23 protein-coding genes and 1 tRNA gene are annotated in these 24,063 nt (G+C 62.2%); 13 read left to right on the plus strand and 11 right to left on the minus strand.

Going from position 1 to position 24,063, the window contains the following annotated elements:
• Window positions 1–237 precede the first annotated feature (237 nt).
• A complete protein-coding gene (locus tag ABEI27_RS08615) occupies window positions 238–1,134 on the plus strand; it encodes a PEP/pyruvate-binding domain-containing protein (RefSeq protein ID WP_375798994.1) in 897 nt (298 codons plus the stop codon).
• Between the two features lie 132 nt (window positions 1,135–1,266).
• Here the strand turns inward: ABEI27_RS08615 and ABEI27_RS08620 are convergent, their stop codons facing one another.
• Complete coding sequence (locus ABEI27_RS08620) at window positions 1,267–1,944, minus strand: haloacid dehalogenase-like hydrolase (RefSeq protein WP_375798995.1); 678 nt, start codon at window positions 1,942–1,944, stop codon at window positions 1,267–1,269.
• Between the two features lie 193 nt (window positions 1,945–2,137).
• Between ABEI27_RS08620 and ABEI27_RS08625 the strand changes: the two genes are divergently transcribed.
• The 5 genes from ABEI27_RS08625 (at window position 2,138) to ABEI27_RS08645 (ending at window position 7,825) form a co-directional block, all read left to right on the plus strand.
• Window positions 2,138–4,462: a tubulin-like doman-containing protein gene (locus ABEI27_RS08625; protein ID WP_375798996.1), complete on the plus strand. Its 2,325-nt coding sequence runs from the start codon at window positions 2,138–2,140 to the stop codon at window positions 4,460–4,462.
• Window positions 4,463–4,526: 64 nt separating this feature from the next.
• The gene (gene kdgK1, locus ABEI27_RS08630; RefSeq protein WP_375798997.1) at window positions 4,527–5,492 is read left to right on the plus strand and encodes a bifunctional 2-dehydro-3-deoxygluconokinase/2-dehydro-3-deoxygalactonokinase; all 966 of its coding nucleotides are present in this window, start codon (window positions 4,527–4,529) and stop codon (window positions 5,490–5,492) included.
• 6 nt (window positions 5,493–5,498) lie between these two features.
• Complete coding sequence (locus ABEI27_RS08635) at window positions 5,499–6,128, plus strand: DUF6663 family protein (RefSeq protein WP_375798998.1); 630 nt, start codon at window positions 5,499–5,501, stop codon at window positions 6,126–6,128.
• A gap of 236 nt (window positions 6,129–6,364) precedes the next feature.
• Window positions 6,365–7,336, plus strand: coding sequence for a hypothetical protein (locus tag ABEI27_RS08640; protein ID WP_375798999.1), 972 nt, complete (start codon window positions 6,365–6,367; stop codon window positions 7,334–7,336).
• A gap of 60 nt (window positions 7,337–7,396) precedes the next feature.
• Window positions 7,397–7,825, plus strand: a complete 429-nt coding sequence (locus ABEI27_RS08645) for a CopG family ribbon-helix-helix protein (RefSeq protein ID WP_375799000.1) — start codon at window positions 7,397–7,399, stop codon at window positions 7,823–7,825.
• A gap of 69 nt (window positions 7,826–7,894) precedes the next feature.
• Here ABEI27_RS08645 and ABEI27_RS08650 read toward each other — a convergent pair whose 3' ends face one another.
• Window positions 7,895–8,407: a zinc ribbon domain-containing protein gene (locus ABEI27_RS08650; protein WP_375799001.1), complete on the minus strand. Its 513-nt coding sequence runs from the start codon at window positions 8,405–8,407 to the stop codon at window positions 7,895–7,897.
• Between the two features lie 218 nt (window positions 8,408–8,625).
• Between ABEI27_RS08650 and ABEI27_RS08655 the strand changes: the two genes are divergently transcribed.
• A complete protein-coding gene (locus ABEI27_RS08655; protein ID WP_375799002.1) occupies window positions 8,626–9,450 on the plus strand; it encodes a ZIP family metal transporter in 825 nt (274 codons plus the stop codon).
• Window positions 9,451–9,524: 74 nt separating this feature from the next.
• Window positions 9,525–9,683 carry a hypothetical protein gene (locus ABEI27_RS08660; RefSeq protein WP_375799003.1) on the plus strand — a complete coding sequence of 53 codons (159 nt, stop codon included), beginning with the start codon at window positions 9,525–9,527 and terminating at the stop codon, window positions 9,681–9,683.
• A 56-nt stretch (window positions 9,684–9,739) separates the two neighbouring features.
• On the opposite strand, the gene ABEI27_RS08665 is transcribed toward ABEI27_RS08660, so the two are convergent.
• Window positions 9,740–10,063 (minus strand): ASCH domain-containing protein, encoded by a 324-nt coding sequence (locus ABEI27_RS08665; protein WP_375799004.1) that lies wholly within the window; start codon window positions 10,061–10,063, stop codon window positions 9,740–9,742.
• Window positions 10,064–10,425: 362 nt separating this feature from the next.
• On the opposite strand from ABEI27_RS08665, the gene ABEI27_RS08670 reads away from it, so the two are divergent.
• Window positions 10,426–13,542, plus strand: coding sequence for a PAS domain S-box protein (locus ABEI27_RS08670; protein WP_375799005.1), 3,117 nt, complete (start codon window positions 10,426–10,428; stop codon window positions 13,540–13,542).
• Window positions 13,543–13,897: 355 nt separating this feature from the next.
• Here ABEI27_RS08670 and ABEI27_RS08675 read toward each other — a convergent pair whose 3' ends face one another.
• The gene (locus ABEI27_RS08675) at window positions 13,898–14,113 is read right to left on the minus strand and encodes a YgaP-like transmembrane domain (RefSeq protein ID WP_375799006.1); all 216 of its coding nucleotides are present in this window, start codon (window positions 14,111–14,113) and stop codon (window positions 13,898–13,900) included.
• Between the two features lie 181 nt (window positions 14,114–14,294).
• Between ABEI27_RS08675 and ABEI27_RS08680 the strand changes: the two genes are divergently transcribed.
• Window positions 14,295–14,732, plus strand: coding sequence for an ester cyclase (locus ABEI27_RS08680; protein WP_375799007.1), 438 nt, complete (start codon window positions 14,295–14,297; stop codon window positions 14,730–14,732).
• A 138-nt stretch (window positions 14,733–14,870) separates the two neighbouring features.
• On the opposite strand, the gene ABEI27_RS08685 is transcribed toward ABEI27_RS08680, so the two are convergent.
• Entirely contained in the window at window positions 14,871–16,097 is a 1,227-nt protein-coding gene (locus ABEI27_RS08685; RefSeq protein WP_375799008.1) for a nitrous oxide reductase family maturation protein NosD, read from the minus strand.
• A 205-nt stretch (window positions 16,098–16,302) separates the two neighbouring features.
• On the opposite strand from ABEI27_RS08685, the gene ABEI27_RS08690 reads away from it, so the two are divergent.
• Window positions 16,303–16,833, plus strand: a complete 531-nt coding sequence (locus ABEI27_RS08690; RefSeq protein ID WP_375799009.1) for a hypothetical protein — start codon at window positions 16,303–16,305, stop codon at window positions 16,831–16,833.
• Between the two features lie 159 nt (window positions 16,834–16,992).
• Here ABEI27_RS08690 and ABEI27_RS08695 read toward each other — a convergent pair.
• From ABEI27_RS08695 to ABEI27_RS08705, 3 genes are all read right to left on the minus strand, one after another.
• A tRNA-Ile gene (locus ABEI27_RS08695) sits at window positions 16,993–17,067 on the minus strand.
• Window positions 17,068–17,486: 419 nt separating this feature from the next.
• Complete coding sequence (locus tag ABEI27_RS08700) at window positions 17,487–17,630, minus strand: hypothetical protein (RefSeq protein WP_375799010.1); 144 nt, start codon at window positions 17,628–17,630, stop codon at window positions 17,487–17,489.
• A 9-nt stretch (window positions 17,631–17,639) separates the two neighbouring features.
• On the minus strand, window positions 17,640–17,843 hold the full coding sequence (locus ABEI27_RS08705; protein ID WP_375799011.1) for a hypothetical protein: 204 nt from the start codon (window positions 17,841–17,843) through the stop codon (window positions 17,640–17,642).
• Between the two features lie 96 nt (window positions 17,844–17,939).
• Between ABEI27_RS08705 and ABEI27_RS08710 the strand changes: the two genes are divergently transcribed.
• Window positions 17,940–18,848 (plus strand): EamA family transporter, encoded by a 909-nt coding sequence (locus ABEI27_RS08710; RefSeq protein WP_375799012.1) that lies wholly within the window; start codon window positions 17,940–17,942, stop codon window positions 18,846–18,848.
• A gap of 53 nt (window positions 18,849–18,901) precedes the next feature.
• Here the strand turns inward: ABEI27_RS08710 and ABEI27_RS08715 are convergent, their stop codons facing one another.
• The 3 genes from ABEI27_RS08715 to ABEI27_RS08725 form a co-directional block, all read right to left on the minus strand.
• Window positions 18,902–20,470 carry a class I adenylate-forming enzyme family protein gene (locus ABEI27_RS08715; protein WP_375799013.1) on the minus strand — a complete coding sequence of 523 codons (1,569 nt, stop codon included), beginning with the start codon at window positions 20,468–20,470 and terminating at the stop codon, window positions 18,902–18,904.
• Window positions 20,471–20,472: 2 nt separating this feature from the next.
• Entirely contained in the window at window positions 20,473–21,576 is a 1,104-nt protein-coding gene (locus ABEI27_RS08720) for an amidohydrolase family protein (protein WP_375799014.1), read from the minus strand.
• Between the two features lie 107 nt (window positions 21,577–21,683).
• Window positions 21,684–22,760, minus strand: a complete 1,077-nt coding sequence (locus ABEI27_RS08725; protein WP_375799015.1) for an amidohydrolase family protein — start codon at window positions 22,758–22,760, stop codon at window positions 21,684–21,686.
• A 135-nt stretch (window positions 22,761–22,895) separates the two neighbouring features.
• Between ABEI27_RS08725 and ABEI27_RS08730 the strand changes: the two genes are divergently transcribed.
• The gene (locus tag ABEI27_RS08730; RefSeq protein ID WP_375799016.1) at window positions 22,896–24,029 is read left to right on the plus strand and encodes an ABC transporter ATP-binding protein; all 1,134 of its coding nucleotides are present in this window, start codon (window positions 22,896–22,898) and stop codon (window positions 24,027–24,029) included.
• The last annotated feature ends 34 nt before the right edge of the window (window positions 24,030–24,063 follow it).

Raw genomic sequence — 24,063 nt, forward strand, 5'->3', positions numbered from 1 at the left:
ATCTCCCGGAGGAGCGTGTTCACGTGGTTGTGCGACAGCGAGATGTCGTACTCCTCGTCGAGAATCTTGCTGAGTTCCCGACTCGAGCCGTGGGATTCGAGATTCGGGCCTGCAGGAGGATGAGGTCGCGGGCGTCGATTTCAGTGAGTAGATCGTCAGACATAGTTTCCTCGCTTTATTTGTGCAGTAGTAAAAAACACTGCGAGAGATTCGAGTGACAGAGTACGTGAAAGCGATGTGAGTGGACGGCGCCAGTTACGCGCTCTCGGGGATCTGAATCACGCTGTCGATACCGACGACGACAACGCCGTCGCCGCGGCCAGCGAAGACATCCGCGAGCACATCGAAAGCGCCGAGTTCCCAGAGTTTCTCTCGGTCGAACTGCGATCCGCCTGGGAGCAACTCCACTCTGAGACCGGCGCGACGGATCTGCAGGTGGCGGTTCGCTCGTCGGCGACGGCCGAAGACCTGCCCGACGCCAGTTTCGCCGGCCAGCAGGACACGTATCTCAACGTCAGCGACTTTGAGTCGGTAAAACAGCGGACAAAAGCGTGTATGGCCAGTCTGTTCACCGCGCGGGCGATTACGTACCGCGAGGAGTACGAGTTTAAGCACGACGAGGTGCTTATTAGCGTCGGTATCCAGAAGATGGTCAACGCGCGGACCTCCGGCGTGATGTTCACGTTGAACCCCTCGAACGGCGACAAGTCGAAAGTCCGCATTGAGTCCAACTGGGGACTCGGCGAGGCCGTCGTGAGCGGGTCGGTCACCCCGGATAGCTTCCTCGTCGACAAGCCAGTCTACAAGATCGTCGATCGCAACGTTCAACAGAAGGACGTTATGACGGTCCCGACAGACGCTGGGACGGAGAAGGTCTCCGTCGAGGACGACAAACGGGACGTTCCCTCGCTGACCGCCGACGAGATCATCAAACTGACTGACCTCGCAAAGGCCGTCGAACAGCATTACGATCGGCCCCAGGACATCGAGTGGGCAATCGAGGACGGCGATGATAAAAAGCGGTTCTACATTCTTCAGAGCCGTCCCGAAACGACGTGGAACGACGAGGAGACGCGACGGACCGAGGCAGACAGATCCACGAGTACGGCCGACCGGATTCTCGATCAGTTCTAGTGGCTCACGCCAGCCACCGGGGGTTTCCGGTCAGATCACGTTGTCCCGCCCGCGCTGGGACTCTCGTCGGTGATCCCTGCTCCGCGGCAACTGCCCTTCGGGGCAGCCCCGCACTCGGGTCGAATCCCCACATCAGCACTCTGCAGAGAGTTCGTCCAGCGCTCTGGTGTCGAGGACGCTCCGTTCTTGCAGATACGGAACGGTGCGGCGGAAGTCCTGTTCGTTGACGACGACGTCGGGGATATCCTGGACCGACGGCTTCGGGTCGAGACCGATCGAAAAGCCGGCGCGGGTGAAGAGTGGCTCATCGTGCGGGCCATCACCGATGGCGATGACCTGGTCGTGGTCGATGCCGAGATCGGCCACGAGGGCGTCGAGCACGGGCCCTGTTCGGCGTTCGACGATCGCTCCGTGGAGTTCGCTTGTGAGAACGCCGTCCGTGGCGACCGGCGTGTTCGCACGCTCACAGTCGAGGTCGAGTTCGTCCGCAACGTGACTCGCAAGCGGCGATAGCGCCGTGACGATTGCTGTCTGACACGTGATGTTTCGCGCTACTGCCTCGGCGCCAGGTGCGAACTGGAGCCACCGCACGAGTCGATTCAGCGTCTCCGTCGACACGCCCTCGAACTGCGGGAAGATGCGTTCTGCGAGCGCTTCCATCGGATCGACGCCGCTCTCCCAAACCTCCGCGTTCAGGGCTTCGACCTCCGCAGCGACGCCCGCGTGTTCGGCGAGTGCGCTGGTGATGTCGCCGTCGACGAGAGTTTCGTCCCCGTCGAAGACGACGAATTCGTACGTGGTATCGGCCATCGCTGGGACAGTACACTGTACCGTAGTATACCGTGAGTTTCGTTCTCGGGGTCTGGACATCCGTCGAACTGGAGACGCCCGAAGTCGCCGTTTGGAATCGAGAAGCCGATTTCTTATCGGTCCGGGATCGAGACGTCGATCCACTACCCTCCCCGAGCCGTACGTTTATTTACTGTCTCTATGACGACAGCATATGCCCAACGGTGGAGCCCCACTGTCGCCGCCGCATCCCACAACCGTGACTGTCATCGGCGTCGGAGAAGCAGGCTGTCGGATGCTGAACGCCGTCGCGGACGCCGTCAAGCGAATCGATCCCGCGCCGGCGTTCGAGTACGTCGTCATCGACTCCCGGGCAGCGGACCTCGAACGTTTGGCGCCCGAGCGTGCCGAGACCATCCGACTGGATCCGCCGGAGCGGTCGTTCGAGATGGACCGCAGCACCCGCAGGTACCTCTCCGACGACGACACTCTTCCCCCGAGCGGCGGCACGGCACGGCAGCGGGCCGTCGGTCGGTACCACCTCGATAGCGAGACGAACTTCGACGACGTCTACGATACGTTGTCGGGCGTGCTTGACCCTGACGCGGCCGATCAGTCGACGGAGTCAGACGAACCGGTCGTCGATCACGTGTGGGTCCTGAGTTCGCTTGGCGGTGGGACGGGCGCCGGCCTCGTTCCGCTCCTCGTGACGCTACTCGACGAGTGTGCGCCGCCGGACTCCTGGCTGTTCGGCCTCGGATCGGTCGATCTGCTCACTGGACTCGGCGAGACCATCGTACCGTCAGCCGATCGGCGGATCGCGTACAACACCTACGCCACCCTCCGCGAGCTCCGCGCTTTGCTCGGCTTCGAGGAGGATCACTATCCGATCGACCTGCCCGTCCGGGCCGGCGCCGATACCATCGGCACCGAGACGATCACCCTCACACAGAGTCCACTCCACGCGTACGGCCTCCTGCCGATGCCCCCGGGCGCGGCGGCCGATCCCGACGCGCGGGCTGCAGTGAACCGCCGCGTAGCCGATTTGATCGTCAGGTCGGCACAGGAGCCGGCCCTCCTCGGCAGCGGCCCCGCGCAGAACGGGGCGTTTGGGGCCACGCTGTTCTCGGCCGATGCCGACGGAGTCGAGATTCCGCTCGACGAGATTACCGAATACGTCGATACGCGCGTAGAAACCGGCGCGACCAGAGAGCGGATCGACCACCACGATGCGGCGGCGGCTTCACTCGACGCGGCCTACCGCGCGGTGGATCGTCTGCGCAACCGCTCTCCTGACGGCAGTATCGACGAACTGTTCGTCCCCCAGCGAGCAGCCGACGTCGCCGGCACACGAGCCGAAGAACTCTCGCGCCCCGAGGCGGATCTGACACTCGACTCCGCCGTGGCCGAGGTCCGGGACGCCTTCGGCGAGTTTCCGCACGTGGATCTGGCTCACGACGCCGATGTGAATCCGGATCCGGACGCGATTGCAACCCTCCTCGTGGCCCAGGAGACGCGCGCGCGACTCGAAGCAGCGCTGGCCGAGCATCCGTTCCCGGATCGGATCGACCGACTGGCCCGCGAACTCGTCGACGACGACGCACTCCGCGAGGACGCCGACCCGATCGACCTGTGGGACCGGACGCTCGCCCCGCTCCTGCGACAGCGCCAGTCGCTGCTCGATCGCACCGTAGACGAACTTCTGCCGATCCGCGTGCGTCGCCGTCAGATCATCGAATCCCAGCGTGAGCAAGCCGCCACGCGACGCTCGGAACTCGCGACCCTTCGGGACGAGTACGCGCGTCTGCGACGGGTGCACGACGAGGCCGCAGACGAACTGCGCGACGTCGAAACCGCACTCCGTGGCACGCTGGAGGCACTCGACGAGCGCCGACGCGAGGTTCGAGAGACGCTCGATTCTCTTCGTGCGCAGCGACAGAATCTCGAACAGCGGCACGAGGCACTCCGGAAGAACCTGACGTGGACTGACGGCCCATACCGACACCTTCCGATCGAGAACCCCGACCGGCTCGACCCGGATCTGCTCGCACAGACCGAGAGCATCAGCGATCTGATCGACGCCGGCGTGCTTGATCAGCGCGCGGTCGCCGAGGGCGCCCACTCGATGCTCGACCGGCTCGAAGAACCGGTCCAGGATCGGACGCCACACGAGATTGCAGTGATGCCGTCCAGCACCCTCGCCCTCTCGGCTTCGGGGGCGACCTTCGAACGAATGGACGACCCGGACACGTGCCTCGGCGACGCCCCACCGCTCTCTACGACGTTCGACCGGTTCGGAAGCGTCTCGATTCTCGACGACCGCGAGACACGCTCGGTCGACGCCGTCGTGACGTTCGAGGGGATCCAACTCGAAAACAGCAGCGTGTTCGGCCCGTTCGACGAGTACTGCGCGGCTCCCGAGCGATCAGTTGGCGAACTCTTCGGCGCGGATCCGGCCGACGACGACCCCGTCGCCGACAGCGTCGCGTATCCGGCACTCTTCGAGGCACCGGGGGTTACGGCCGACACGACTGACTGACCCAGTGCGGTCGGCTCCGACCCCGACAAGCGGTCTTATGTACTCCCTGGGCGAACGACCGAGTATGTCCGACATCGTGACGTTCGGCGAGACGATGCTTCGACTCTCGCCGCCCCGGGGCGAGCGCCTCGAACGGACGCGCGAACTCGATGCGCACGTGGGCGGTGCAGAGAGCAACGTCGCAGTGGCGGCCGCACGACTCGGCTGTGACACCGCGTGGCTCTCGAAACTCCCGGACTCCCCGCTCGGCCGCCGCGTCGTCTCCGAACTCCGCAGCCACGGCGTCGACGTGGCAGTCGCGTGGGATCGGCGGCCGGAGGCCCGACTCGGGACCTATTACCTCGAACACGGGGGCGACCCTCGCGGAAGCGACGTGATCTACGACCGCGCCGGGGCGTCGGTGACGGCGGCGACGCCAGACGAACTGCCGACGACCGCGCTCGAAGACGCCTCGATCTTCTACACGAGCGGAATCACGCCGGCGCTCTCGCCGACGCTCGCAGAGACGACAGCGGCGGTACTCGGCGCATCGACGCAGGCCGGCGTGACGACCGCGTTCGATCTGAACTACCGGTCGAAGTTGTGGACGCCCGAGGAGGCGGGCGAGGCCTACGAATCGCTATTTCCCCACATCGACCTGCTGTTCGCGGCCGAGCGCGACGTGGCGGCCTGTCTCGGTCGCGAGGGCGATCCGGTCGAGGTGGCCAACGGCCTCCGCTCTGATTTCGACTTCGAGACGGTCGTTCTCACGCGCGGCGAAGCCGGCTCGGTGGCCGTCCACGACAGTGAGGTGTTCGAACAGTCGGTCTACGACGCGGACACGCACGACCCGATCGGCACCGGCGACGCGTTCGTCGGCGGCTACCTCGCCAAACGGTTCGGGCCCGACGCCGGATCGGTCGGCGACGCGCTGGCGTATGCGGCCGCGACGGCCGCGCTGAAGCGCACTGTCGAAGGCGACGTGGCCGTCGTCACGCCGGCAGAGGTCGCCGCCGTGACCGACGACGATGCCGGCGGCATCTCTCGGTGATCACCAATGGACATGACCACAGACGGCCGCTACCGCGTACTCGGTCGGCCGCGCGACCCGGACGAACTGCTCTTGATCTCGGTCGACGACGACGGCGACCATCCGTTGGACGCGTACGAACCAACGTACGTCGACACCGGCTCGACCGACGGGGACGTCGCAGACGCTGTCGAGGAACTCCAAGCGGGGATGCTCGTCGATGCCACGCTTGAGTGGACCGACAGCGACCCGCAGTTCGTTGCCGTCGACGTCGTCGCCGAGACGGTCTTCGAGTTCTACGACGGCGTGACGGGGCTCTTCGAGGCAGCCAAGGAGACCTGGATGGTCGCCGAGGGCGACAATGCCCCGATGCACGGCCGCGTGACGAAAAGCACCGACGGTGAGCCCAACGGGGCGTTGTACGTATTCGCGAAGCAGTCCGGCGCTCAGGACCTGTTCGAGGAGTTCCGGAACGGAATGCGACCGTTGGAACCACTGATCCGGCGCGCCGACGAGGGCGAGTCGGTACCGCCGGAACCCGAGCAGCCGCGAGCAGTGTTCGTCCTGCGCCCGGCCGACGAACCGTTCCTGGTCGTCTACGTCGTCTTCCGCCGCGACGGCGTCTTGATCAAAACGATGCGCTCGACGTACGGGTAACCACGCATCGCAACCGATCGGTCCCGATAGCGCTCATCTCACTTCCGTCGATGTTGTCGATTCCATCGAGTCTGTGGCTGTCGCTACGGTTCAAGAGAACCGCCGAACGCTATCTGATCTGATACTCGAGGGGGAAACTACATATCGACGAACTGTCTCATTCAACACAACAGAAACACGGGCCGAAGGTTGCGGGATCATAGTGCTGATCGCCGTGACGGCTCACTACACCGAGTATGGCCAGTTATCACCCCCGAGACAACGAGCCTTCCTGGCGGTCCGTCGACAGCGAGACGGACGACGGCGGGGAGTCGTCAGAGACAGGATCGGCCGTCGGGGAGACACCAGAGACAGGGTCGGCCGCCGGGCAATCGAAAGATACGGGATCGGCCATCGGGCAGCGCATCTCCCCGCTCGACGTCGCGTTCGTCGCTGTGGTTCCACTCGTGCTGATCGGGGTGTTTCTGCTCCCGGAGGCGGTCAAGCGGTCGTTCACGCTCTCGTATCTCGACCCCACTGTCGTAACCGCGTACACCGCTCACTTCGTGCACCTCGATTCTACGCACCTGCTGACGAACCTCGTGGTCTTTCTTCTGGTCGTCCCGTTCGTCGCCGCCGTCAGCGTTCGGAACGGTCGGCGACGGGAGTTCTATCTGGTCGCGTTCACGATTCTCGCCGTCTTCCCGTTCGTCTTCTCTGCGCTGAACGTGCTGTTTCCCCGTCCCCGGATCGGACTGGGCTTCTCGGGGATCAACCTCGCGTTCGTGGGATATCTGCCGCACGTCGTCGTCGCCCGGTTCGAACTTGAACGCCCGGACACACGCGAGATCGGAAACGTGCTCCTCCCGGTCGCGTTCTTCGTCGGGACCGCGACGGTCGTCCTCCGTCTCGGCCCCGCAGTGCTCTCGGAACTCCCGGCACGGCGTAGCGAGTTCGCCGCGTCGGGTCTCTTCAGCGTGAGCGCGGCCGTGGTGCTGCTGAGCGTGGTCTTCACCCGCTTCCGCGAGCGCGACTGGCTGCTCACCGACGCGATTTCCCCGCTCGTCGGATTCGGCGGCCTGCTGTTCGTCCTCCTGCTCGTGATCGGGTTCCCACAACCCACTGCTTCGGGTGGCAGCGTCCTCAACGTCTTCGTGCACTTTCTGGGATACAGTTTCGGCTATCTCGTGCCGTACACTGCGTTTCGGGTCGTCGGCATCGACGCCTAACGCCCGGGTCGTCGGTGCGGACCCCCACAAATTAATATCCTTCTCGGCCCGGGTTAATATATGACCGTCGTCAGCGTCTCGATGCCGGAAGCGTTGGTCGAGCGTATCGACACGTTCGCCGAGGAGCACGGTTACACCGGACGGAGCGAGGTCGTCCGCGAGGCCTCGCGGAACCTCCTCGGGGAGTTCGAAGACAAGCGACTCGAAGACCGCGAGTTGATGGCCGTGGTGACTGTCGTTTTCGACTATGAGACCACGAACGTCGAAGAGCGAATGATGAGTCTCCGCCACGAGTACGAGTCGCTTGTCGCCTCGAACTTCCACAGCCACGTCGGCGAACATCGCTGTATGGAACTCTTCGTCCTGGAGGGCGGACTGGCTGATATCTCGACGTTCGTCGGCAAGATCCGTGCGACGAAGGACACGCTGAGCGTCGACTACTCGGTGATGCCGGTCGACGAGTTCAGCGGGTACCCGACCGAGGAGTGACCGTCCGGCGGTTGCACGCACTGACCATCGGGTGAGTGGCCGCTTCTGTCGGCACCGCTCGGTTTGGCGTCACTCACCCCGTCGTCGACGCCACTCCAACCGGGCCGTGCACCAGGGGCAGAAGTCGAGGTCGGGATCGAGTTCCTTTCCGCAGTTCGGACAGGAGCTCACGTCGGCCGGCTCTGTGGAGTCGACCGAATCCGGCGACGTCGGCGAACCATCGCGGCTGGCTGGTCGTTCGACGCCTCCCGACTGTCTCTCCTCCGCTTCCAGTGGTGTCTCCGCACCTGTCAGTCCAGAGGCCTCCTTTGCGTGGGTCCGAGTGCGACGCGCGAGCAGGTACGCATCGGCGACGCTGGCCACGCCGATGGCGAACACCGGCAGCAGGGTCACAGGATCGCCACTGCCGTTGAGGAATGCCTGTGCGGCGTCCGCAGGCACAAAAAGAAGCGAGACGAGCACGGCGAGAGCGAACCACCCAAGCCCGCGTCCCCATCGACGGAGATAGAAGTGACCGAGCCCCGTCGCGAGCGTCCCGAGCAGCGCCGCCAACCACGGGCGTTTTCCCTGGGTACCGCTCACAATCGCTCTTCCGTACCCGTCCGATTAGGTCTTGTGGGACGCTGCGATGGCCTCACGACGAGCCGATGCGGTGCCCCGGCATTATAAGCCCCTCTGGGAACGTCGGTCGGTATGCATCAGTGGTGGGTGTGTCCGCGCTCTGGGACTGACCCTCCCCGGAGTCTCCGCACGTCCTCCCGACTCGTCGTGGGGCGAACAGCCGACGCGGGGTCGCGACGATGATCGAGTCGGTCTTCGTCCGGTGGTTCGGCTCGAATCCAGTCGTCCACGGTCTCGTCGGAGGGCTCGTCATCGCTGGATTGAATCTCTTCGGCGCGTCGCTCATCTTCGTCTGGCGAGATCCCTCCAAACGGGCGCTCGACGGCGCGCTCGGGTTCGCTGCGGGGGTAATGCTCGCGGCCAGTTTCACGAGCCTCATCATCCCCGGTATCGAGACATACGCCGGCGGCAACCCGATTCCCGTCCTCCTCGGCGTCGTGCTGGGTGCGCTCTTTCTGGACCGGTCCGACGGACTCGTGCCGCACGCACACTTTCTGCTGACGGGTCGCCGCCGGGACGACGCCGCCGACCCGAGTGAGTCGTTGCCAGTCGATGATCGACTGGCCCCAGTGGTCCTCTTCGTGCTCGCGATCACGCTCCACAATATGCCAGAGGGACTCGCTGTCGGCGTGGGCTTCGGCAGCGGCGACATCGCTGGGGCGATTCCGCTGATGCTCGCAATCGGGATTCAGAACATCCCCGAGGGCCTCGCGGTCTCGATTGCGGCGATCAACGCCGGCCTCGATCGCCGCGCGTACGCCGTCTTCACCGGGATCCGCTCGGGACTCGTCGAGATTCCGTTAGCGGTCCTCGGCGCGTACGCGGTCCAGACGATTTCAGCACTGCTCCCGTATGCGATGGGGTTTGCCGCCGGCGCGATGCTGTTCGTCATCAGCGACGAGATCGTTCCAGAGACTCACACCGGCGGGCACGAACGCATTGCAACCCTCGGGACGATTGCCGGGGTCGTCGTGATGCTGTATCTGGACATCTCGCTGGGCTGAGACCGGCCCCGGTCCCGACGGCCTCAATCGGCAATAAGCGTTAATTGTTAGCACACCCTTCAAACGTTTGGGCGATGTGCCACTACAGTGACCGCTCGCGCGAATCGACACACGAATCGCTCGAAGAACTGCTCGCAGAGCATACGACTGAGGACGAAGCGGAAGAGGATCCCGGCTTCACCGAGATGGAGGAAGCCGAGGACGTCGAGATCGTCACTGACGGCGGCGAGTGAGCACTTCGGTTCTCGGAGATACTCACCACCCGTCGCGGCCGCTCCGTTCTGCTACTTCACTCGCGCTTCTCGAACTGATACGTCAGTACCTCGTCGCTATCGTCCCACTCGAAGTTGCCCGGGTGAACGTGCTGCATCCGCTGTTTGTAGGCCGCCAGTGATTCCGATCCCTCCCGCCTTGCGTCGGCGTCGGTGAAGTCGCCCAGCGTCCGGTGTTCGACGCTCGTCACCTCGAACGTCTCGCTGTCAATCTCGAAGGTGTCGCCCTCGCTCGCGTAGCGATTGCCCGCTCCACGGGTCAACTGTGTCACGTCTCCGTCGAGAACGGACTGCTGTACGCGCTCGTTCGGCAGCAGTTCGCCGACATCGATTTCCGGCATACGCTCACATATGTGAGTCGTCATCAAAACTCCGTCGCGTCGCGGCGGGTTCACGACCCGACATCACGGGGTTTACCGGGTGAACGGCGCTGCGCCTGCTACGGATACTGCGAGACATACGCTTTCCAGTTTGGACGAGACATTTGATTACAGATTGTGGCACTCGATCAGTCCTCACACGGGAGTCGTTCGGGCCGACAGAGGTTCCAGTGTATGCCCACAGTGTGGCCGCTCATTAGTGGAGATCATACGACATACAAAGGTATAATAACGCCTGCACCTGTGTGCTTATTATCAATCCACGCAGTGTACCGCTGGTTTCGTTTGGGGGCTCCGAGCCGGTCATCTGGGGGACCTTCTCGGTGTTCGTGCTCATCGCAATCGGGTGCTTCACCGGAGCAGCCTCCGGGTCACGCCTGCAAGGACGCGACACCCAACTCGGGCTCAGAGCCGTGCTCATCACCAACGGGCTGTGGCTCACCTTCCAAGCACTTGGCCTGCTGACCGCTGACGGCAGACTCAGCAGTGCCCTCTACATCGGCGGCCTGATCTGGGGACTCACCGGTGTCGGTGCGTGGGTGTACTTTATTGCCGCGTACACCGGCCGCTCGTACCACCGAAATCGACGCTATCGTGCGCTCGCTATCGTCGTCTACGTCGGACTCATCGCGGTCAAACTCACGAACCCACTGTACGGCCTCTACGTCTCGACGCAACTCCAGCAGAGCCCGTATCCACATCTCGTGGTCGAACCACGACTGTTCTACTGGGTCTCGTTCTCGCTCACGTACACCCTGGTAGCGATCAGTTTCTACTGGTTACTCGGGACGCTTCGAGAGTCCTCGTCGCAGACAGCGAGTCTCGCCGGACTCGCGGTGCTGTCGCTGTTCCCTGTCGTGCCGCGCGTGGCCGTCCAGGCACTCCCGAGCGAGCTACTGCCACCCATCCTTCTGGGCCTGAGTTTCGAGCCCATCGGCGTGACTGCGTTTCTGCTCGGGGTGTTGGTGTTCGTCGAGGAACCGTTTCGCAAAGTCGAGCAGTCTGCCCGCTCGAAGTTCTTCGAGGAAGCCGATAAGGCGACGTTCGTGTACGACACCTCAGACAATCTCGTTGAGGTGAACAAGCAAGCACAGAGACTGCAGTCGGCCCTCGATATCGAATGTCCGACGATCGAGTCCTTCGAACAGGCGTTCAAACCGCTCGACACCGACGAGAACGACACCGTCACTGTCGAAATCGACGGATCGATTCGGCACTTCGATATCACGACCATTCAGATGACCGCCGGGGCCGAGAACATCGGGATGGTTGCCACCGTTTCTGACATCACTGAGCGTCGCGCTCGGAAGCGAGATCTCAAACTCAAAGAGCGGGCGATGGACGAAGCGAAGGTCGGAATTACCATCAGCGACCCGACCGCCGAGGACAACCCCTTGGTGTACGTGAACGACGGCTTCGTCGAACAGACCGGTTACAGCCGTTCGGAATCCCTCGGGCGAAACTGTCGGTTCCTCCAGGCCGACGACAGAGACCAGTCCGCGCTCGACGACCTGCGTGAGGCAATCGCCACCAACGAATCCATCACCGTCCTGCTGCGAAACTACCGGAAGGACGGCGAACAGTTCTGGAACCGCCTCTCAGTGACGCCGGTATACGACGACACCGGTAAGCTTGTCAACCACGTCGGCATCCAGCAGGACGTCACGACGGTGCGTGATAGCCAACGCGAACTGCGCGCGGAGCGCGAACGGTTCGAACTGCTGATCGAAAGCACCGACGAGTACGCCTTCCTCCTCGTGGACAACGACGGAACGATCCAGACGTGGAACGACGGTGCGGGGAACCTCTTCGGGTACGACAGTGCCACTGCTGTCGGGATGCCAATGGCTGATCTCCACCCCGCTGCCGACCGCGAGACGGGGCTTCCAGACCGACTACTCGGCCAGGCCCGCTATGCCGGCGAGGCCAGCGACGAGGGCTGGCGCGTCCGAGCCGATGGATCAGCGTTCTACGCTGACGTCCGGTACGCAGCCTTAGAAAGCGACGATGGTGAACTACAGTACGCCCAGATCGTCCGTGATATGACGGAGCAACGGCGTCAGCAGCGCCGCACCGAGCGCTTCGTCGAAGAGTCTGACGACGTAGTGACGATTCTCGACTCCGACGGAACGGTTACGTACGCCAGCAGGTCGTCAGACCGAGTTCTCGGCTACGACTCCGACGATCTCACCGGGGTGAACCTCTTCGATCAACTCCATCCAGATGATCGAAACCAGGCGATGGAAGCCTTCTTTACCGGCACTACGCACTCCGACGCGACCTTCCAGATCGACGCGCGGCTCGCATCCGAAGAGGGTGGATGGCGCGAGATGGAACTCCGCTGTCGAAATATGCTCGACGACGACGCCATCGACGGGATGCTGTTGTATCTCCGTGACGTGACGACGACGAACGAACGGAATCGTCGACTAGAAGCGCTGTTCAACGGCACGTTCAGTTTCACGGGGTTGTTGGAACCGGACGGAACAGCAGTCAAAATCAACGACGCCGCGCTCGAGTTCGGCGGGTTCGACCGGGAGGCGATCATCGGGGAACCGTTCGACGAGGCCTCGTGGTGGACCCACTCGGCGGCGGTACAGGATCGACTTCGCGACGCACTCGACGCGGCGGCCGCCGGAGAGTTCGTTCGGTACGAGACCGACGTCCGGGGGACCGCAGGACTCGAAACGATCGATTTCTCAGTCAAGCCCGTCACGAACGAGGCTGACGAGGTGACACTGCTCGTCGTCGAAGGCCGAGTGATTACGAATCAAAGCCAGCAAGAACAGCATATGTCGATGCTAGAGCGAGTTATGCGCCACAACGTGCGAAACGACCTCAACAAGGTTCGTGGGTGGGCCCAAATTCTCGCCGAGGAAGAAAACGCCGAGACGAGACTGTCGCATCTCGATCGGATCAAACACGTCGTCGACGAATGGGAAGCGATGACCGATGGGGTGAGACAGATTCGACAACTCGCTAATTCGACGATGGGCGATCGACCGATAACTGAGGTACAGTCGGTTACGGAGCATCTGACAGAGTGGGGCCGGGGAGTCGAGTCCACGATGACTGTGGAGTCAACCGTCTCTGACTCGTCAACTGTCTGGGTTCCCCGTATCCTCGAAGATGCGGTAACGACGCTGATTCCGATCGCTGTCGATCAGTCAACAGACCGGGACGCCTCGGTCGAGGTGTTGCTATCGGACACATCCGACGACTGGATCGAGGTCACACTCCTCATTACCGGTTCCAGGTTGACCGAGGCAGAAATTGACGTGCTCGACGCTGGTGAGGAAACAGCGCTCACACACGCACAGGGAGTCGACGTCTGGCTCGTTCGAACGATGATTCGAGAAATCGGCGGCGACATCACAGCGGAAACGGCAGACGCGGAGACGAGCGTAACGCTCAGGATTCCACAGAGAGAACCACTATAGTCCGCGGACGTGCGACCTCCAGATTAACCGATCCCTGCTGAGATTTCGGCGGGGTGACCGAGTCTGTGTGCTCCTGAATCCTCTCAGAGACATCTTACTGCTTATCGGCTATCGTAACACGCTTGAACTATCCACTGCGACCGTGCTCCCTGTCTGTCTCCGTCGAGGGAGACGTATATGACCGTCCCGAGTTGAGGGCCGGCCATCGAGACCGGGACCCTTCTATACTCATCACTCCGGACATCTTCAAGCCGAGTTCGCAATCCGCCATTTGGGGCCCTCCGGTCCCTCGGCTGTCGCAGCGGCAACTTCCCAGGGTCGGCAAAATGGGGCAGGACCCGCGAGACTCACGCCGTCATTGGTCTTTGGTCGTATCGATACCGAGAGCTCTGTTCATCCCACAGACGCACGTCACGGCGTTGAATCCGAGTCCGAGCGCACCGAGTCCGGCGAGGAGGCCAGTTGTCACGCTGTTCTTCTGCATCGAGCGTACTGACACGACAGTCAGCACCATTGCGAGAACCGCTCGGAGGAGTCGGTCACGGCCACCAACGTTCTTGTCACTACTCATACTGATGTGTACGGCCTCGGTCAGTTTGGATCTTTCTTCGACCACGCCGTCCGGCAGCACGACGAACGGGACGCACAGTCACCGAGTCTCGAGAAGCCTCCCCTCTTCGAAACCTTTTTGCAGCAATATTTGCTTCTTCAATGAATTGTTATTATTAATAATATGTAAATTTCTACTGCAGATGACCTCCGCAAGGGACGAGAACAAAGCGCTTGTACGGGAGTATCTCGACGCGTTCAACGACCGCGACCACGAGAGGATGAGAGAGATGTTGGCCGACGACGTCGTCGAACACGGCGCACACGAAGAACTGCGCGGAACGGACGAGATTATCGACTTCCTCGAAGCACACTTCGAGACGTTCCCCGATTACTCCGGCACCGCCGAGGACATTATCGCCGAGGACGACCTCGTCACCGTCCGGTACTCGGTCTACGGTACCCACACGGGAGAATACAGGGACGTCGAACCCACCGGGCACAAAACTTCTTGGAGTGGGACCGCAATATACCGGATCGAAGACGACAAAATCGCCGAGATCTGGGTCGAAGAAGACCGACTCGGGATGCTTGAACAACTCGAAGCCGTCGGTCCCCAGGAAGCACATTTCCGCGTGTGAGCGGCGCGTGGAGCGCCACTCTGCGTTCATTTTATGACGTCAGCGTTCTGAGCCACCTATCGAACGAACAGTTGGCTACCCCCGCCGCCGTCTCGGTCCGACAAGGATCCGACCAACTGCACTTTGTGCTACCCGAGATCAGTTTCCATTGCCGCCTCCGTTTCCGTTGCCGTTCGAGTTTCCATTTCCATTGCCGCCTCTGTTTCCGTTGCCGCCGCCCTTGGGACCGGGTGGGTTGCGAAGGAACGGGTCGAAGTCGACGTTCCCGACCACGTCACTCCGACTGTCGTCGTCGGCATCCTGATTGAACGCTGCTTTCTCGGGGCCGTCCGGACTTCCCCAGTAGTTGTTCTTCGCGTCGACGACGGGGTCGTCTGACGGGTCCCGACTGCCGCCGTCAGTTCCGTTCCGGTTGTTGACCCCGACGGCGACGAGGAATTGGTTCGCTCGGAATGCGACGCCGCCACCGTCCCCATCGATTTTGACTGCCTCGGCCAGAATCGTTTCGGCGCTGGTGATATTCTCGATTACGTTGTGGTTGACGACTGTGTCGGTCGTCGACGGCGAGGCGATGTTGATCCCCTGTGCGAACGTGAAGCTGAAATCGGTATCATCTGATGGATCCGAATCGGTGTCATCAGCGGCGACCAGATCCCGAATCTCGTTGTTGTTGATCGCGACACCGTCCGTCTCGTGTTGGACGACGATACCGAGTGGCGCAATATCGCTTTCCACATCGCGAATCGTGTTGTTGTTGACGGCTGTATTCGTAATCGTCCCCGGGTCGGAGTTGTTTGCGTCGAACAGGATGCCGTTGACAGTCGGGAACCCCGAGTCGTCGGTCGTCTCCTGATCGAGGCCCTGGATGACGTTGTTTGTGATTTCGATATCGTCGTGATCTCCCTGCCCGACAACGATCCCAGTCACACCTAGCCTGCCGGTCGGGCCGACGTCTTCGATGGTGTTGTTCTCGATGGTAGCACCGTCGTACCCCGTCTGAATCTTGATTCCGAGGAGGCCATCGGGATTCGTTACGGTGAAGCCCTTCACTGTCACATCGTCAGCCTCGATGCTGACTGCGGCACCAGTATCTCCGTCTCCTTCGATCGTCGGATCCCCGGACGCCTCAATCGTGACACCGATGTCGACGGTGACCGGATCGTACGTCGTCGAATCTGTCACGACGAGCGTCTCACCGTCACTCGCAGCGTCGACCGCGTTCTGGAGGGCGGCCCCGCCTCCGGAGACGGTTGTCACTGCACCCACCGGGACTGAAAGGATACTACCGAGGCCCGCAACCCCGGCGATGCCGAGGCCAGTTTTCAGGACGCTTCGCCGAGATGTGTCGCTAAATCTGTCTTTCATAATAGACGACACGTAGACGTACTGTTTCTACACAATAAAACACCCGTCTTTTCGGCTCCTCGCCGACGCAGTGTGGCACGGGCAGCGGACCGTACTCTGTCGCGAACGACGTTCCACGGCCCTCCACCGGTTCGTTTGGTGACACCACCGAATAAGCATCACCGGCCGAACCGGTTTTTTCACTGCCCCTTCTGTAGTTCTCACTGTGGCTCCGACGACGTACTACGAAGAGACCCAGTACTTCCGGCAGACCTGGCTGTGGGCACTGCTGGTGATCAGCGGCGTTCCCGCCGCAGTGGTAGGTATTACGGCCGTTGCCACCGACGCCGACGCCGGCACCAACGTCCCGCTGTGGATCGGGATCATTCTCGCACTCGTCTCCGGACCGTTCGTTCTATTCTACTGCGCGAACCTTCGAATCGAAGTCCGCGATACCGCCCTGCGACTGCGCCTGTGGCCGTTTCACCTCCGCACGCGGACGGTCCCCTACGCAGACGTGGCTTCGATCACCGCCACGGAGATCTCCCCGATGAAGGAGTTCGGTGGCGTCGGCGTGCGACTCCAGCCCACGTTCTATCGCTGGGGCGTTCGATTCGACGATCCCCTCGGCTACATCGTCGAAGGGACAGAAGCCGTTCGAATCGAGCGAGAAAGCGGGCGAACGCTCGTCGTAACCTCGACTGATCCGCACGGGCTGATCCGAGCCGTCGAACGAGTCGGCGGGATCGACGACTGAGCCGGGAGGCACACGATTCAGACCGCCGACACCCGCTACAAATCGGCGGGTTTCCGATGGGCCCTGACGGATTCGAACCACGGTCGCAGCAACGCCGCTCCCTGTTTCGGATCCGTCAGTGGAACAGATTCGATCCTCGCTGTCGCTCGGACACTCTGATGGGCCCTGACGGATTCGAACCATCGACCACTCGGTTATGAGCCGAGCGCTCTAACCAGACTGAGCTAAGGGCCCGTGAACTACGGTTCCGCTGTCTCCCTCTTAGACGTTACCGTTGGGACCGCCGGACGATGTGACAGCACCGACGGTCGCTTCAGTGCCCATCGGACTGTTTCGAGAAATACTATAAGTTACACTTTTCAATTGATATCAATTATTTTAACAAAATGAATATGTTATACGAGCCTCTATCAGATAAAAAGTGAACTCGAAATACTGCAGGAAAATATAGTCAAATTATTTTATTATAATAGTATCTGATAGTATTGTTCACCAGTCCACTCGGTCGTCGAACGGGCTCCCTGCCGGTCCAGTTCGTTCGTGGCCGTTCACAGCAGTGGTTCGTCGCAGAAGTGAGAATTCCGTGGCCGCTGGTCGCGCGCGAGTTCGTCACTCTCGAGGCATCACTCGTCGAGCTCCGCGGCTGCGGTTTCCTATGACCACGCTCCCTCGCCGCAGAGCGCTTTCTTGTTCGTCTGCACCGAGGCAGCGGCCGCGATGAACGTGTCGGGGATCTCGTCGATAATTTGTTTATTGATCGGGGTGGTCATCCCGAAACTCGGGAGCAGGACGACCATATCGACGCCCTATGTGTCCATATCCCGAAGCACCCGATCGGAGTTGTCGTAGACGATGACGTCCTCGTCGCCGTCGGACTCCTCGGCGGGGACGGCCTTCTTCATCTTGTCGGGGAGCGTCTCGTGCACCGAGTCGTCGCCGTGCCCCTGGATCCGTGCGGCATAGCGCTGCGCGTGGCAGTGCGCCTTGACGAGGACAATTCCGAGTTTCATACGCCGCTGACTGATCGCGGATCCTTAATACCCGTTTGGGTGAGACCGAGTGCCACACCTCAACAACTATATCACCGGTGACGAAACCCACTGACGATGGTTATGGGCTCCCACCCCGTGGGGTTCGGACTCGCCGTCGGGGCGGCGGTCTGCTCTGCGGTCTCGAACCTCTCGGTGCGGAAAGGAACCGAGCGCGGCAGCACCGCCGATGCAATCCTCCTCGTGGCCATCTGTAACGTCGCGATCCTGCTGCCGATTGTCGCCGTCGTCTACTATCCGGACTACGGCCTGACGCGAACCTCCCTGCTGTCGTTCGTCGTTGCGGGGGTGTTGGGGACGCTGATCGGCCGCGCGCTGATGTTCACGAGTATCGACCGGATCGGCGCGAGTCGAACCGCGCCCATCATCGCTTCGTGGGCGCTGATCTCGACCGGACTCGGCGTCGTCTTCCTCGACGAGACGCTCTCTCTCACCCACAGCGTCGGGGTGGTGCTCGTCGTCTCGGGTATCGCCGTCATCGCCTGGCTGACCAGCAACGACAACGCCGCAGACCTCTCAGGGCGCGAACTCCTGATCGGGCTGTCAATCCCATTTCTGGCCGCCGTCGCAGTCGGCTGGGAGCCCATCTTCGCGAACGTCGGCTTCGACGAGGGGACGCCGGCGCTGGTCGGCCTCTCGATCAAGTCGGTCGCTGCGGTCTCCGGAATCGCGGGCTACCTGTGGTGGCGCGACGCGTTGCCGGCGGGGTCGACGCTCCGTGGGCAGAACGCACAGTGGTTCGTCTTCGCCGGCGTCACGAACACGCTGTTTCTGCTCGGATACTACGTCGCGCTCACGGTCGCGCCGGTGAACGTGGTGAGTCCACTGATCGTCACGAACACGCTGTTCGTCGTCGTGCTCTCGGCGCTGTTTATGCCTGAACGGCTCGAGCGCGTCTCCTGGCAACTCCTCGCGGCATCGGCGGTCGTCGTTGCGGGTGTCGCGCTCATCACCGTCTCGGGCTGACGATCGGGTCACAATCGCTTCGAAAAAGTGTCTTCTCTAACCGAACTGATCGCTCAACGTTCGGCTTCCAGTTGCTCCCTGATGCTCTGCCGGTCGAGTTTATCGCTGGAGGTTCGCGGAAGCGTCTCATCGCGGAAGTGATACGCTCGCGGTCGCTCGAAACGCGACAACTTGTCGCTCTCGAGGCACCACTCGTCGAGTTCGTCGGCCGTCAGATCGGGATCGTCCCGGGTGACGACGGCGGTCACCTTCTCGCCGTACTCTTCATCGTCGACGCCGACGACGCCGGTCTCGACGACGTCCGGATGGGTGTTGAGCCGCTCTTCGATGGGCGCGGGAAACACCTTGAGCCCCTTCGAGAGGATCATATTGTCGTCGCGTCCCTCAATGTAGAGGTATCCCTCCTCGTCTTTGTAGCCGAGATCGCCGGAGTACCACCAGCCGTCGACGAAGGCGTTCTCGGTTTTCGCCGTATCGCCCCATATCCACGCGGCCGAGTCACTGCTCTTGACGATCACCTCGCCGATCTCCCCGGGCTCCATCACGTCGTCCGGGTCACTACCCTCCTGAACCACCCGGATCTGAATGCCCAAGAGCGGCTTCCCGACGCTCTCGAGTCGATCGTCACCGATCTCGTCGTTCGAGATGTTCGTCCCACAGGTCTCGGTGGCGGCGTAGGACTGCGAGACGGTCTCGCAGATGTGCTCGCGGAGGTTCGTCAGCGTCGTGGCGTCGAGCGTCTCCCCCGCCGCCTCGATCTCTCGGAGACTGCTCAGGTCGTACTCGTCTACGTTCTCCAGCCGAAGGATCTCACGCCACATCGTGGGCACGAGGTTCGCGGTAGTGATCGATCGCTCCTCGATGCACTGTACGTACCGCTCGGGCTCCCAGTCGGGGAGAAAGTACGACGAGGCGTTCGAGAGCAGCGCGGGCAGCGTCGTCGAGTACCACGCTGCAAACGACGGGGAGAACACGTTCGGCACTCGCGTCCGGCGGGTCATTCCCTTCTTGTGAGCGAGCTTCGACCCCCGGTGCATCAGCGCCCGATTGGTGTGCGTCCAGCCCTTCGGTTCCCCGGTCGTCCCGGACGTCCAGATCACGGCCGCAGGATCGTCCGGGCCGACGTTGACGTCTGGCTCTTCGGCCGGCTGGTCCGCCAGCAGATCGTCCATCGAGACCTCGTAGTCCGTCTGGGGTTCGCCCGTCGTCACGACGGCCGCGAGGTCCGTCGAGATCCGGTCGTAGACGTGGGCTTCGACGAACGCAGAGCGCTCCTCGTCAACGACGAGGACTCGCGGGCGAAGCGAGTCGATGCAGGAGCGGGTCGTCTCCGGTGACTCGCGGACGTGGAGGTTCGAGACGAGACAGCCAGCCTTCAGCGCCCCGTTCCACAGCGTGACGTGGTCGATCGATCCCTCGCAGAGGTGGGCGACGCGGTCGCCCTGGCCGACGTGCTCGCGGAGCCCGTTTGCGGCCCGCTTGCTTCGCTTGTCGAACGCCGCCCAGGTGATTGCTCGACCGTCGATTCCCTCGGCGTATGCGATCTTGGTGGGGTTGTTCTCGACGGCGATGCTGGACAGCTCGCGGATGGTTGGCATCGCCGAGGTTGCAGACGATTCCATCGTCAGTCGATGTATTTCGGGAAGAGCCGCTTGTGCGGCGGATCGATGTCCAGCAACCGGCAGACGTTTCCGCCCATAATGAGATTGAGGTCGTCGGCCGGGAGATCCATCTCACGGGCGTACTTGTCGACCTGCCGCTGAGAACTCCCCCAGGCGTCGGCCTGGTGTGCCTGCAGCCCGCGCTCTTTGATCTGCGTCCACCGCTGCGGCGGGTAGTCGTACTCGCCGGTGGATCGGTTTGCCGGGTTGTTCTCGGCGATCCACGAAGCCCCCCAGTCGGTGCCGTAGATCAGTTGATCCGCGCCGATGTTCGGATCGTTCATCGGCCGCTTGATCAGGTCCGACCAGTAGTTACCGATTTCGAGGTAGACGTTGTCGTAGGTGGCCGCGACGTTACAGGACTCCTCGACGTTCTTCCGCCAGTTGCCCTGGACGCCGCCGTGGTCGATGATGATCGGGACGTTGGGGTATTCGAGGTGGAGATCGACCGCGTATTTGATGCTGCGGCGGTCGGGAAGCAGCGTGCTCGGGTCGCGCTCGTAGCCGCCGTTGACCGATCCGGGGTGCCAGCGAACCGGCACGTCGTGCTTCGCGGCGACGTCGTAGATCTTCCGCAGTTGGTCGTGGCGCTCCTCCCACGGGACGCGCTCGGCGCGGTCGACGATCGTCGGATCGAACGGGAGCATCTCGCCGATACCGACGAATCCGTCCTGGCTCAGCCGTTCGTCGAGCTCCTCGCAGGCGCGGTCGATGTCCCACTCCTCCTCGCCGGCGACCGCCTTCCGGTTCGTCTCGTACGGGTGCGCGAAGGCGACGAACTTGTCGGGGTGCTCTTCGACCATCTTGCCGTGGAGACGGTCGCTGAAGCCGAAACCGGGCTGGAGACAGACCATATCGACATCGTAAAGGTCCATATCGTAGAGGAGCCGGTCAGTGTTGCGGTAGGTGACGATTTCGGCATCGTCGTCCGCCTGATCGGCGTCCTCCGCGTTCCACATCAGTTTACTCAGCGTGGCGTAGTCCGGCCGCTCTTCCCGATCTTGGAAGTTGACCGCGACCCGCTGTCCGTGCACGTGCGTATCGATGACGAATCGACCCATTCTCATATGTTACCGCGTGATTATCACGGCCGTATATTAATGTACTGTCACACCCCGTCTCGGGGGACGTTCCGAAACGGTGTTCCGGCCGTGCACAAAACCCGACCGACTATTCAGATGTCGATGTAGTTGCGGAACATCCGGTCGTCCTCGACGTCGATGTCGAAGAGCCGCACCGCGTTGCCGCCGAGGATGAGATTGAGTTTCTCCTGTGGCAGGTCCTCTTCCATCGCGAACTTCTGGAGTTGCCGGAGTCCAGCGCCCCAGTAATCGGGTTGGTGAGCGGGCAAGCCGCGCGACTCGATCTGCTCCCAAAAGACCGGCGGATCCTCGTTCGGCTGGCTGTGCTGCACCATCGAGGCGCCCCAGTCGTTCCCCCACAGGAGCTGCTCGATGCTGATGTTCGGATCGTTCAGCGGCTTCTTCATCAGGTCCTTCCAGTAGAGCCCGATTTCCATATACACGTCTTCGAAGGTGGCGGCGACCTGGCAGCACTTCTCGACGTAGTCCTCCTGCCATCCGGCCTGCATCCCGCCGTGATCGAAGATGATCGGGACCTCAGGGTATTCGGCTTTCAACTGCGAGGCGAGCGTCGGATCCGACCAGTCGGGATAGAGGTTGAACAGGTGATTTCCACCGTAGCCGGATGCGTAGCCGGTGTGCCAGCGGACCGGAACGTCGTGTTTCGCGGCGACGTCGAAGACCTGGCGGATGTGCTCCTTTCGCTGCGACCACTCGATCGGCTCCGTCCGGGTTGGATCGCCCCGGATCCCCTCGCCGGTCATCCGGAAGCCGTCCTTCGAGAGCCACTCGTCGAGTTCTCGAGTCGCGGCCTCCCAAGTCCACTCCTCCTCGCCGCGGAGCGCCTTCTTTTTGATCTGTGCGGGTGCGGCGGCCGCGATGAACGTCCCGGGATTCTCGTCGATGATCTGCTTGTTGATCTCGTTTGTCATCCCGAACCCTGAGAGGAGAACCGCCATATCGACGCCGTAGGTGTCCATATCGCGCAGCACGCGATCGGAGTTGTCGTAGACGATGACGTCCTCGTCGCCGTCGGCCTCGTCGGCCGGAACGGCGAGTTTCATCTGGTCCGCGAGGTTCTCGTAACTCGAATCTCCCGGATCCTGTATGTTCACCGCGTGACGCTGTGCGTGACAGTGGGTCTCGACGATGAATCGCCCCGGTTTCATAGCCAGACGGTCGCAACCACGGTGTATAATCATTGTGGTGCCCGAAACAGCGCCTCGTTTGCCGGATTACGGCCGCTCGCCATCGCACTCTCCGCAAGATTATTATCCGATACCGGGGAATCCCCACGAAAGTCAATGACTGTCGAAGTGAAATCGCTAAGCAAAATATATCAGGTCGGCTCGAGCGAAGAACTCGCCGTCGACGGCATCGACTTCGAGATCGGGCCCAACGAGTTCTTCACGCTCGTCGGACCCTCGGGCTGCGGGAAGTCGACCACGCTGCGTTGTATCGCCGGGCTCGAAACGCCCACCAGCGGGCAGATCCTGGTCGACGGCGAGGACGTCACGCAGACGGCCCCGAACAACCGCGGGCTGGCGATGATGTTCCAGGACATCGCGCTGTACCCGCATATGAACGTCGTCGAGAACATCGCGTATCCCCTGAAGGTCCGGGGCGTCGACGAGGCGGAGCGTCAGGAACGCGCTCGTGAGGTGGCAGAGCTGATGCAGATCCCCGAACTGCTCAACAAGTATCCGGGGGAACTGAGTGGCGGCCAGCGGCAGCGGACGGCCATCGCCCGGACGATCGTCTACAACCCGAGCGCGTTGCTGATGGACGAGCCGCTTTCGGATCTCGATGCGCAACTGAAAGTCGAGATCCGAAAGGAGATCCAGCGTATCCACGAGCGGGCCGGCGTGCCGACGATCTACGTCACCCACGACCAGAGCGAGGCCCTCTCGATGAGCGACCGGATCGCGGTGATGAACGACGGGACGGTGATGGGGATCGGGTCGCCGGACGCTCTCTACGAATCACCTGAAAACACCTTCGTCGCGGCTTTCATCGGGAATCCGTCGATGAACTTCGTTCCGGCGTCGCTGGGCGACGGGGGTAGCGACCGGGTCGAAATCGACCTCGACGGCGAGCAGACGGAGCGCGAACTCATCGAAGGCCGGCCGAGCGGCACCGACGTCGAAGTCGGGATCCGCCCGGAGGGCGTCGACGTGCTCCCGGACCCCGACGCGGGCAAACTCACCGGAACGCTCGAACTGATCGAGCGGATCGGCGATCGCCGGCTCGCAACCGTCGACAGTCCCCACGGTGAGATCCGCGCGCTGAACCTCGGCACGGATGCATTACAGGAGGGGAGTCGAGTGTCGGTCTCCTTCGAGTGGACCGATGTGCATCTCTTCGACGGCGCGTCGGGTGACGCGCTGGCTCATCCGATTGCAGACGTCCAGCGCAGTGAACCGACTGAGTCGGTGTGACGGGCGCGGCTTCCCTCCGGGTCGAATGACTTGG

The sequence above is a fragment of the Halobellus sp. genome (assembly GCF_042218505.1).
Classification (GTDB): domain Archaea; phylum Halobacteriota; class Halobacteria; order Halobacteriales; family Haloferacaceae; genus Haloquadratum.

Excerpts from the sequence above, each read along its gene's own strand:
- ABEI27_RS08730 (WP_375799016.1), top strand. The coding sequence starts at position 22,896 with ATGACTGTCGAAGTGAAATCGCTAAGCAAAATATATCAGGTCGGCTCG.
- ABEI27_RS08625 (WP_375798996.1), top strand. The coding sequence starts at position 2,138 with ATGCCCAACGGTGGAGCCCCACTGTCGCCGCCGCATCCCACAACCGTG.
- ABEI27_RS08620 (WP_375798995.1), bottom strand. The coding sequence starts at position 1,944 with ATGGCCGATACCACGTACGAATTCGTCGTCTTCGACGGGGACGAAACT.
- ABEI27_RS08680 (WP_375799007.1), top strand. The coding sequence starts at position 14,295 with ATGACCTCCGCAAGGGACGAGAACAAAGCGCTTGTACGGGAGTATCTC.
- ABEI27_RS08675 (WP_375799006.1), bottom strand. The coding sequence starts at position 14,113 with ATGAGTAGTGACAAGAACGTTGGTGGCCGTGACCGACTCCTCCGAGCG.
- ABEI27_RS08705 (WP_375799011.1), bottom strand. The coding sequence starts at position 17,843 with ATGAAACTCGGAATTGTCCTCGTCAAGGCGCACTGCCACGCGCAGCGC.
- ABEI27_RS08660 (WP_375799003.1), top strand. The coding sequence starts at position 9,525 with ATGTGCCACTACAGTGACCGCTCGCGCGAATCGACACACGAATCGCTC.
- ABEI27_RS08635 (WP_375798998.1), top strand. The coding sequence starts at position 5,499 with ATGGACATGACCACAGACGGCCGCTACCGCGTACTCGGTCGGCCGCGC.
- ABEI27_RS08725 (WP_375799015.1), bottom strand. The coding sequence starts at position 22,760 with ATGAAACCGGGGCGATTCATCGTCGAGACCCACTGTCACGCACAGCGT.
- ABEI27_RS08665 (WP_375799004.1), bottom strand. The coding sequence starts at position 10,063 with ATGCCGGAAATCGATGTCGGCGAACTGCTGCCGAACGAGCGCGTACAG.
- ABEI27_RS08710 (WP_375799012.1), top strand. The coding sequence starts at position 17,940 with ATGGTTATGGGCTCCCACCCCGTGGGGTTCGGACTCGCCGTCGGGGCG.
- ABEI27_RS08640 (WP_375798999.1), top strand. The coding sequence starts at position 6,365 with ATGGCCAGTTATCACCCCCGAGACAACGAGCCTTCCTGGCGGTCCGTC.
- kdgK1 (WP_375798997.1), top strand. The coding sequence starts at position 4,527 with ATGTCCGACATCGTGACGTTCGGCGAGACGATGCTTCGACTCTCGCCG.
- ABEI27_RS08655 (WP_375799002.1), top strand. The coding sequence starts at position 8,626 with ATGATCGAGTCGGTCTTCGTCCGGTGGTTCGGCTCGAATCCAGTCGTC.
- ABEI27_RS08720 (WP_375799014.1), bottom strand. The coding sequence starts at position 21,576 with ATGAGAATGGGTCGATTCGTCATCGATACGCACGTGCACGGACAGCGG.
- ABEI27_RS08645 (WP_375799000.1), top strand. The coding sequence starts at position 7,397 with ATGACCGTCGTCAGCGTCTCGATGCCGGAAGCGTTGGTCGAGCGTATC.
- ABEI27_RS08715 (WP_375799013.1), bottom strand. The coding sequence starts at position 20,470 with ATGGAATCGTCTGCAACCTCGGCGATGCCAACCATCCGCGAGCTGTCC.
- ABEI27_RS08700 (WP_375799010.1), bottom strand. The coding sequence starts at position 17,630 with ATGGTCGTCCTGCTCCCGAGTTTCGGGATGACCACCCCGATCAATAAA.
- ABEI27_RS08685 (WP_375799008.1), bottom strand. The coding sequence starts at position 16,097 with ATGAAAGACAGATTTAGCGACACATCTCGGCGAAGCGTCCTGAAAACT.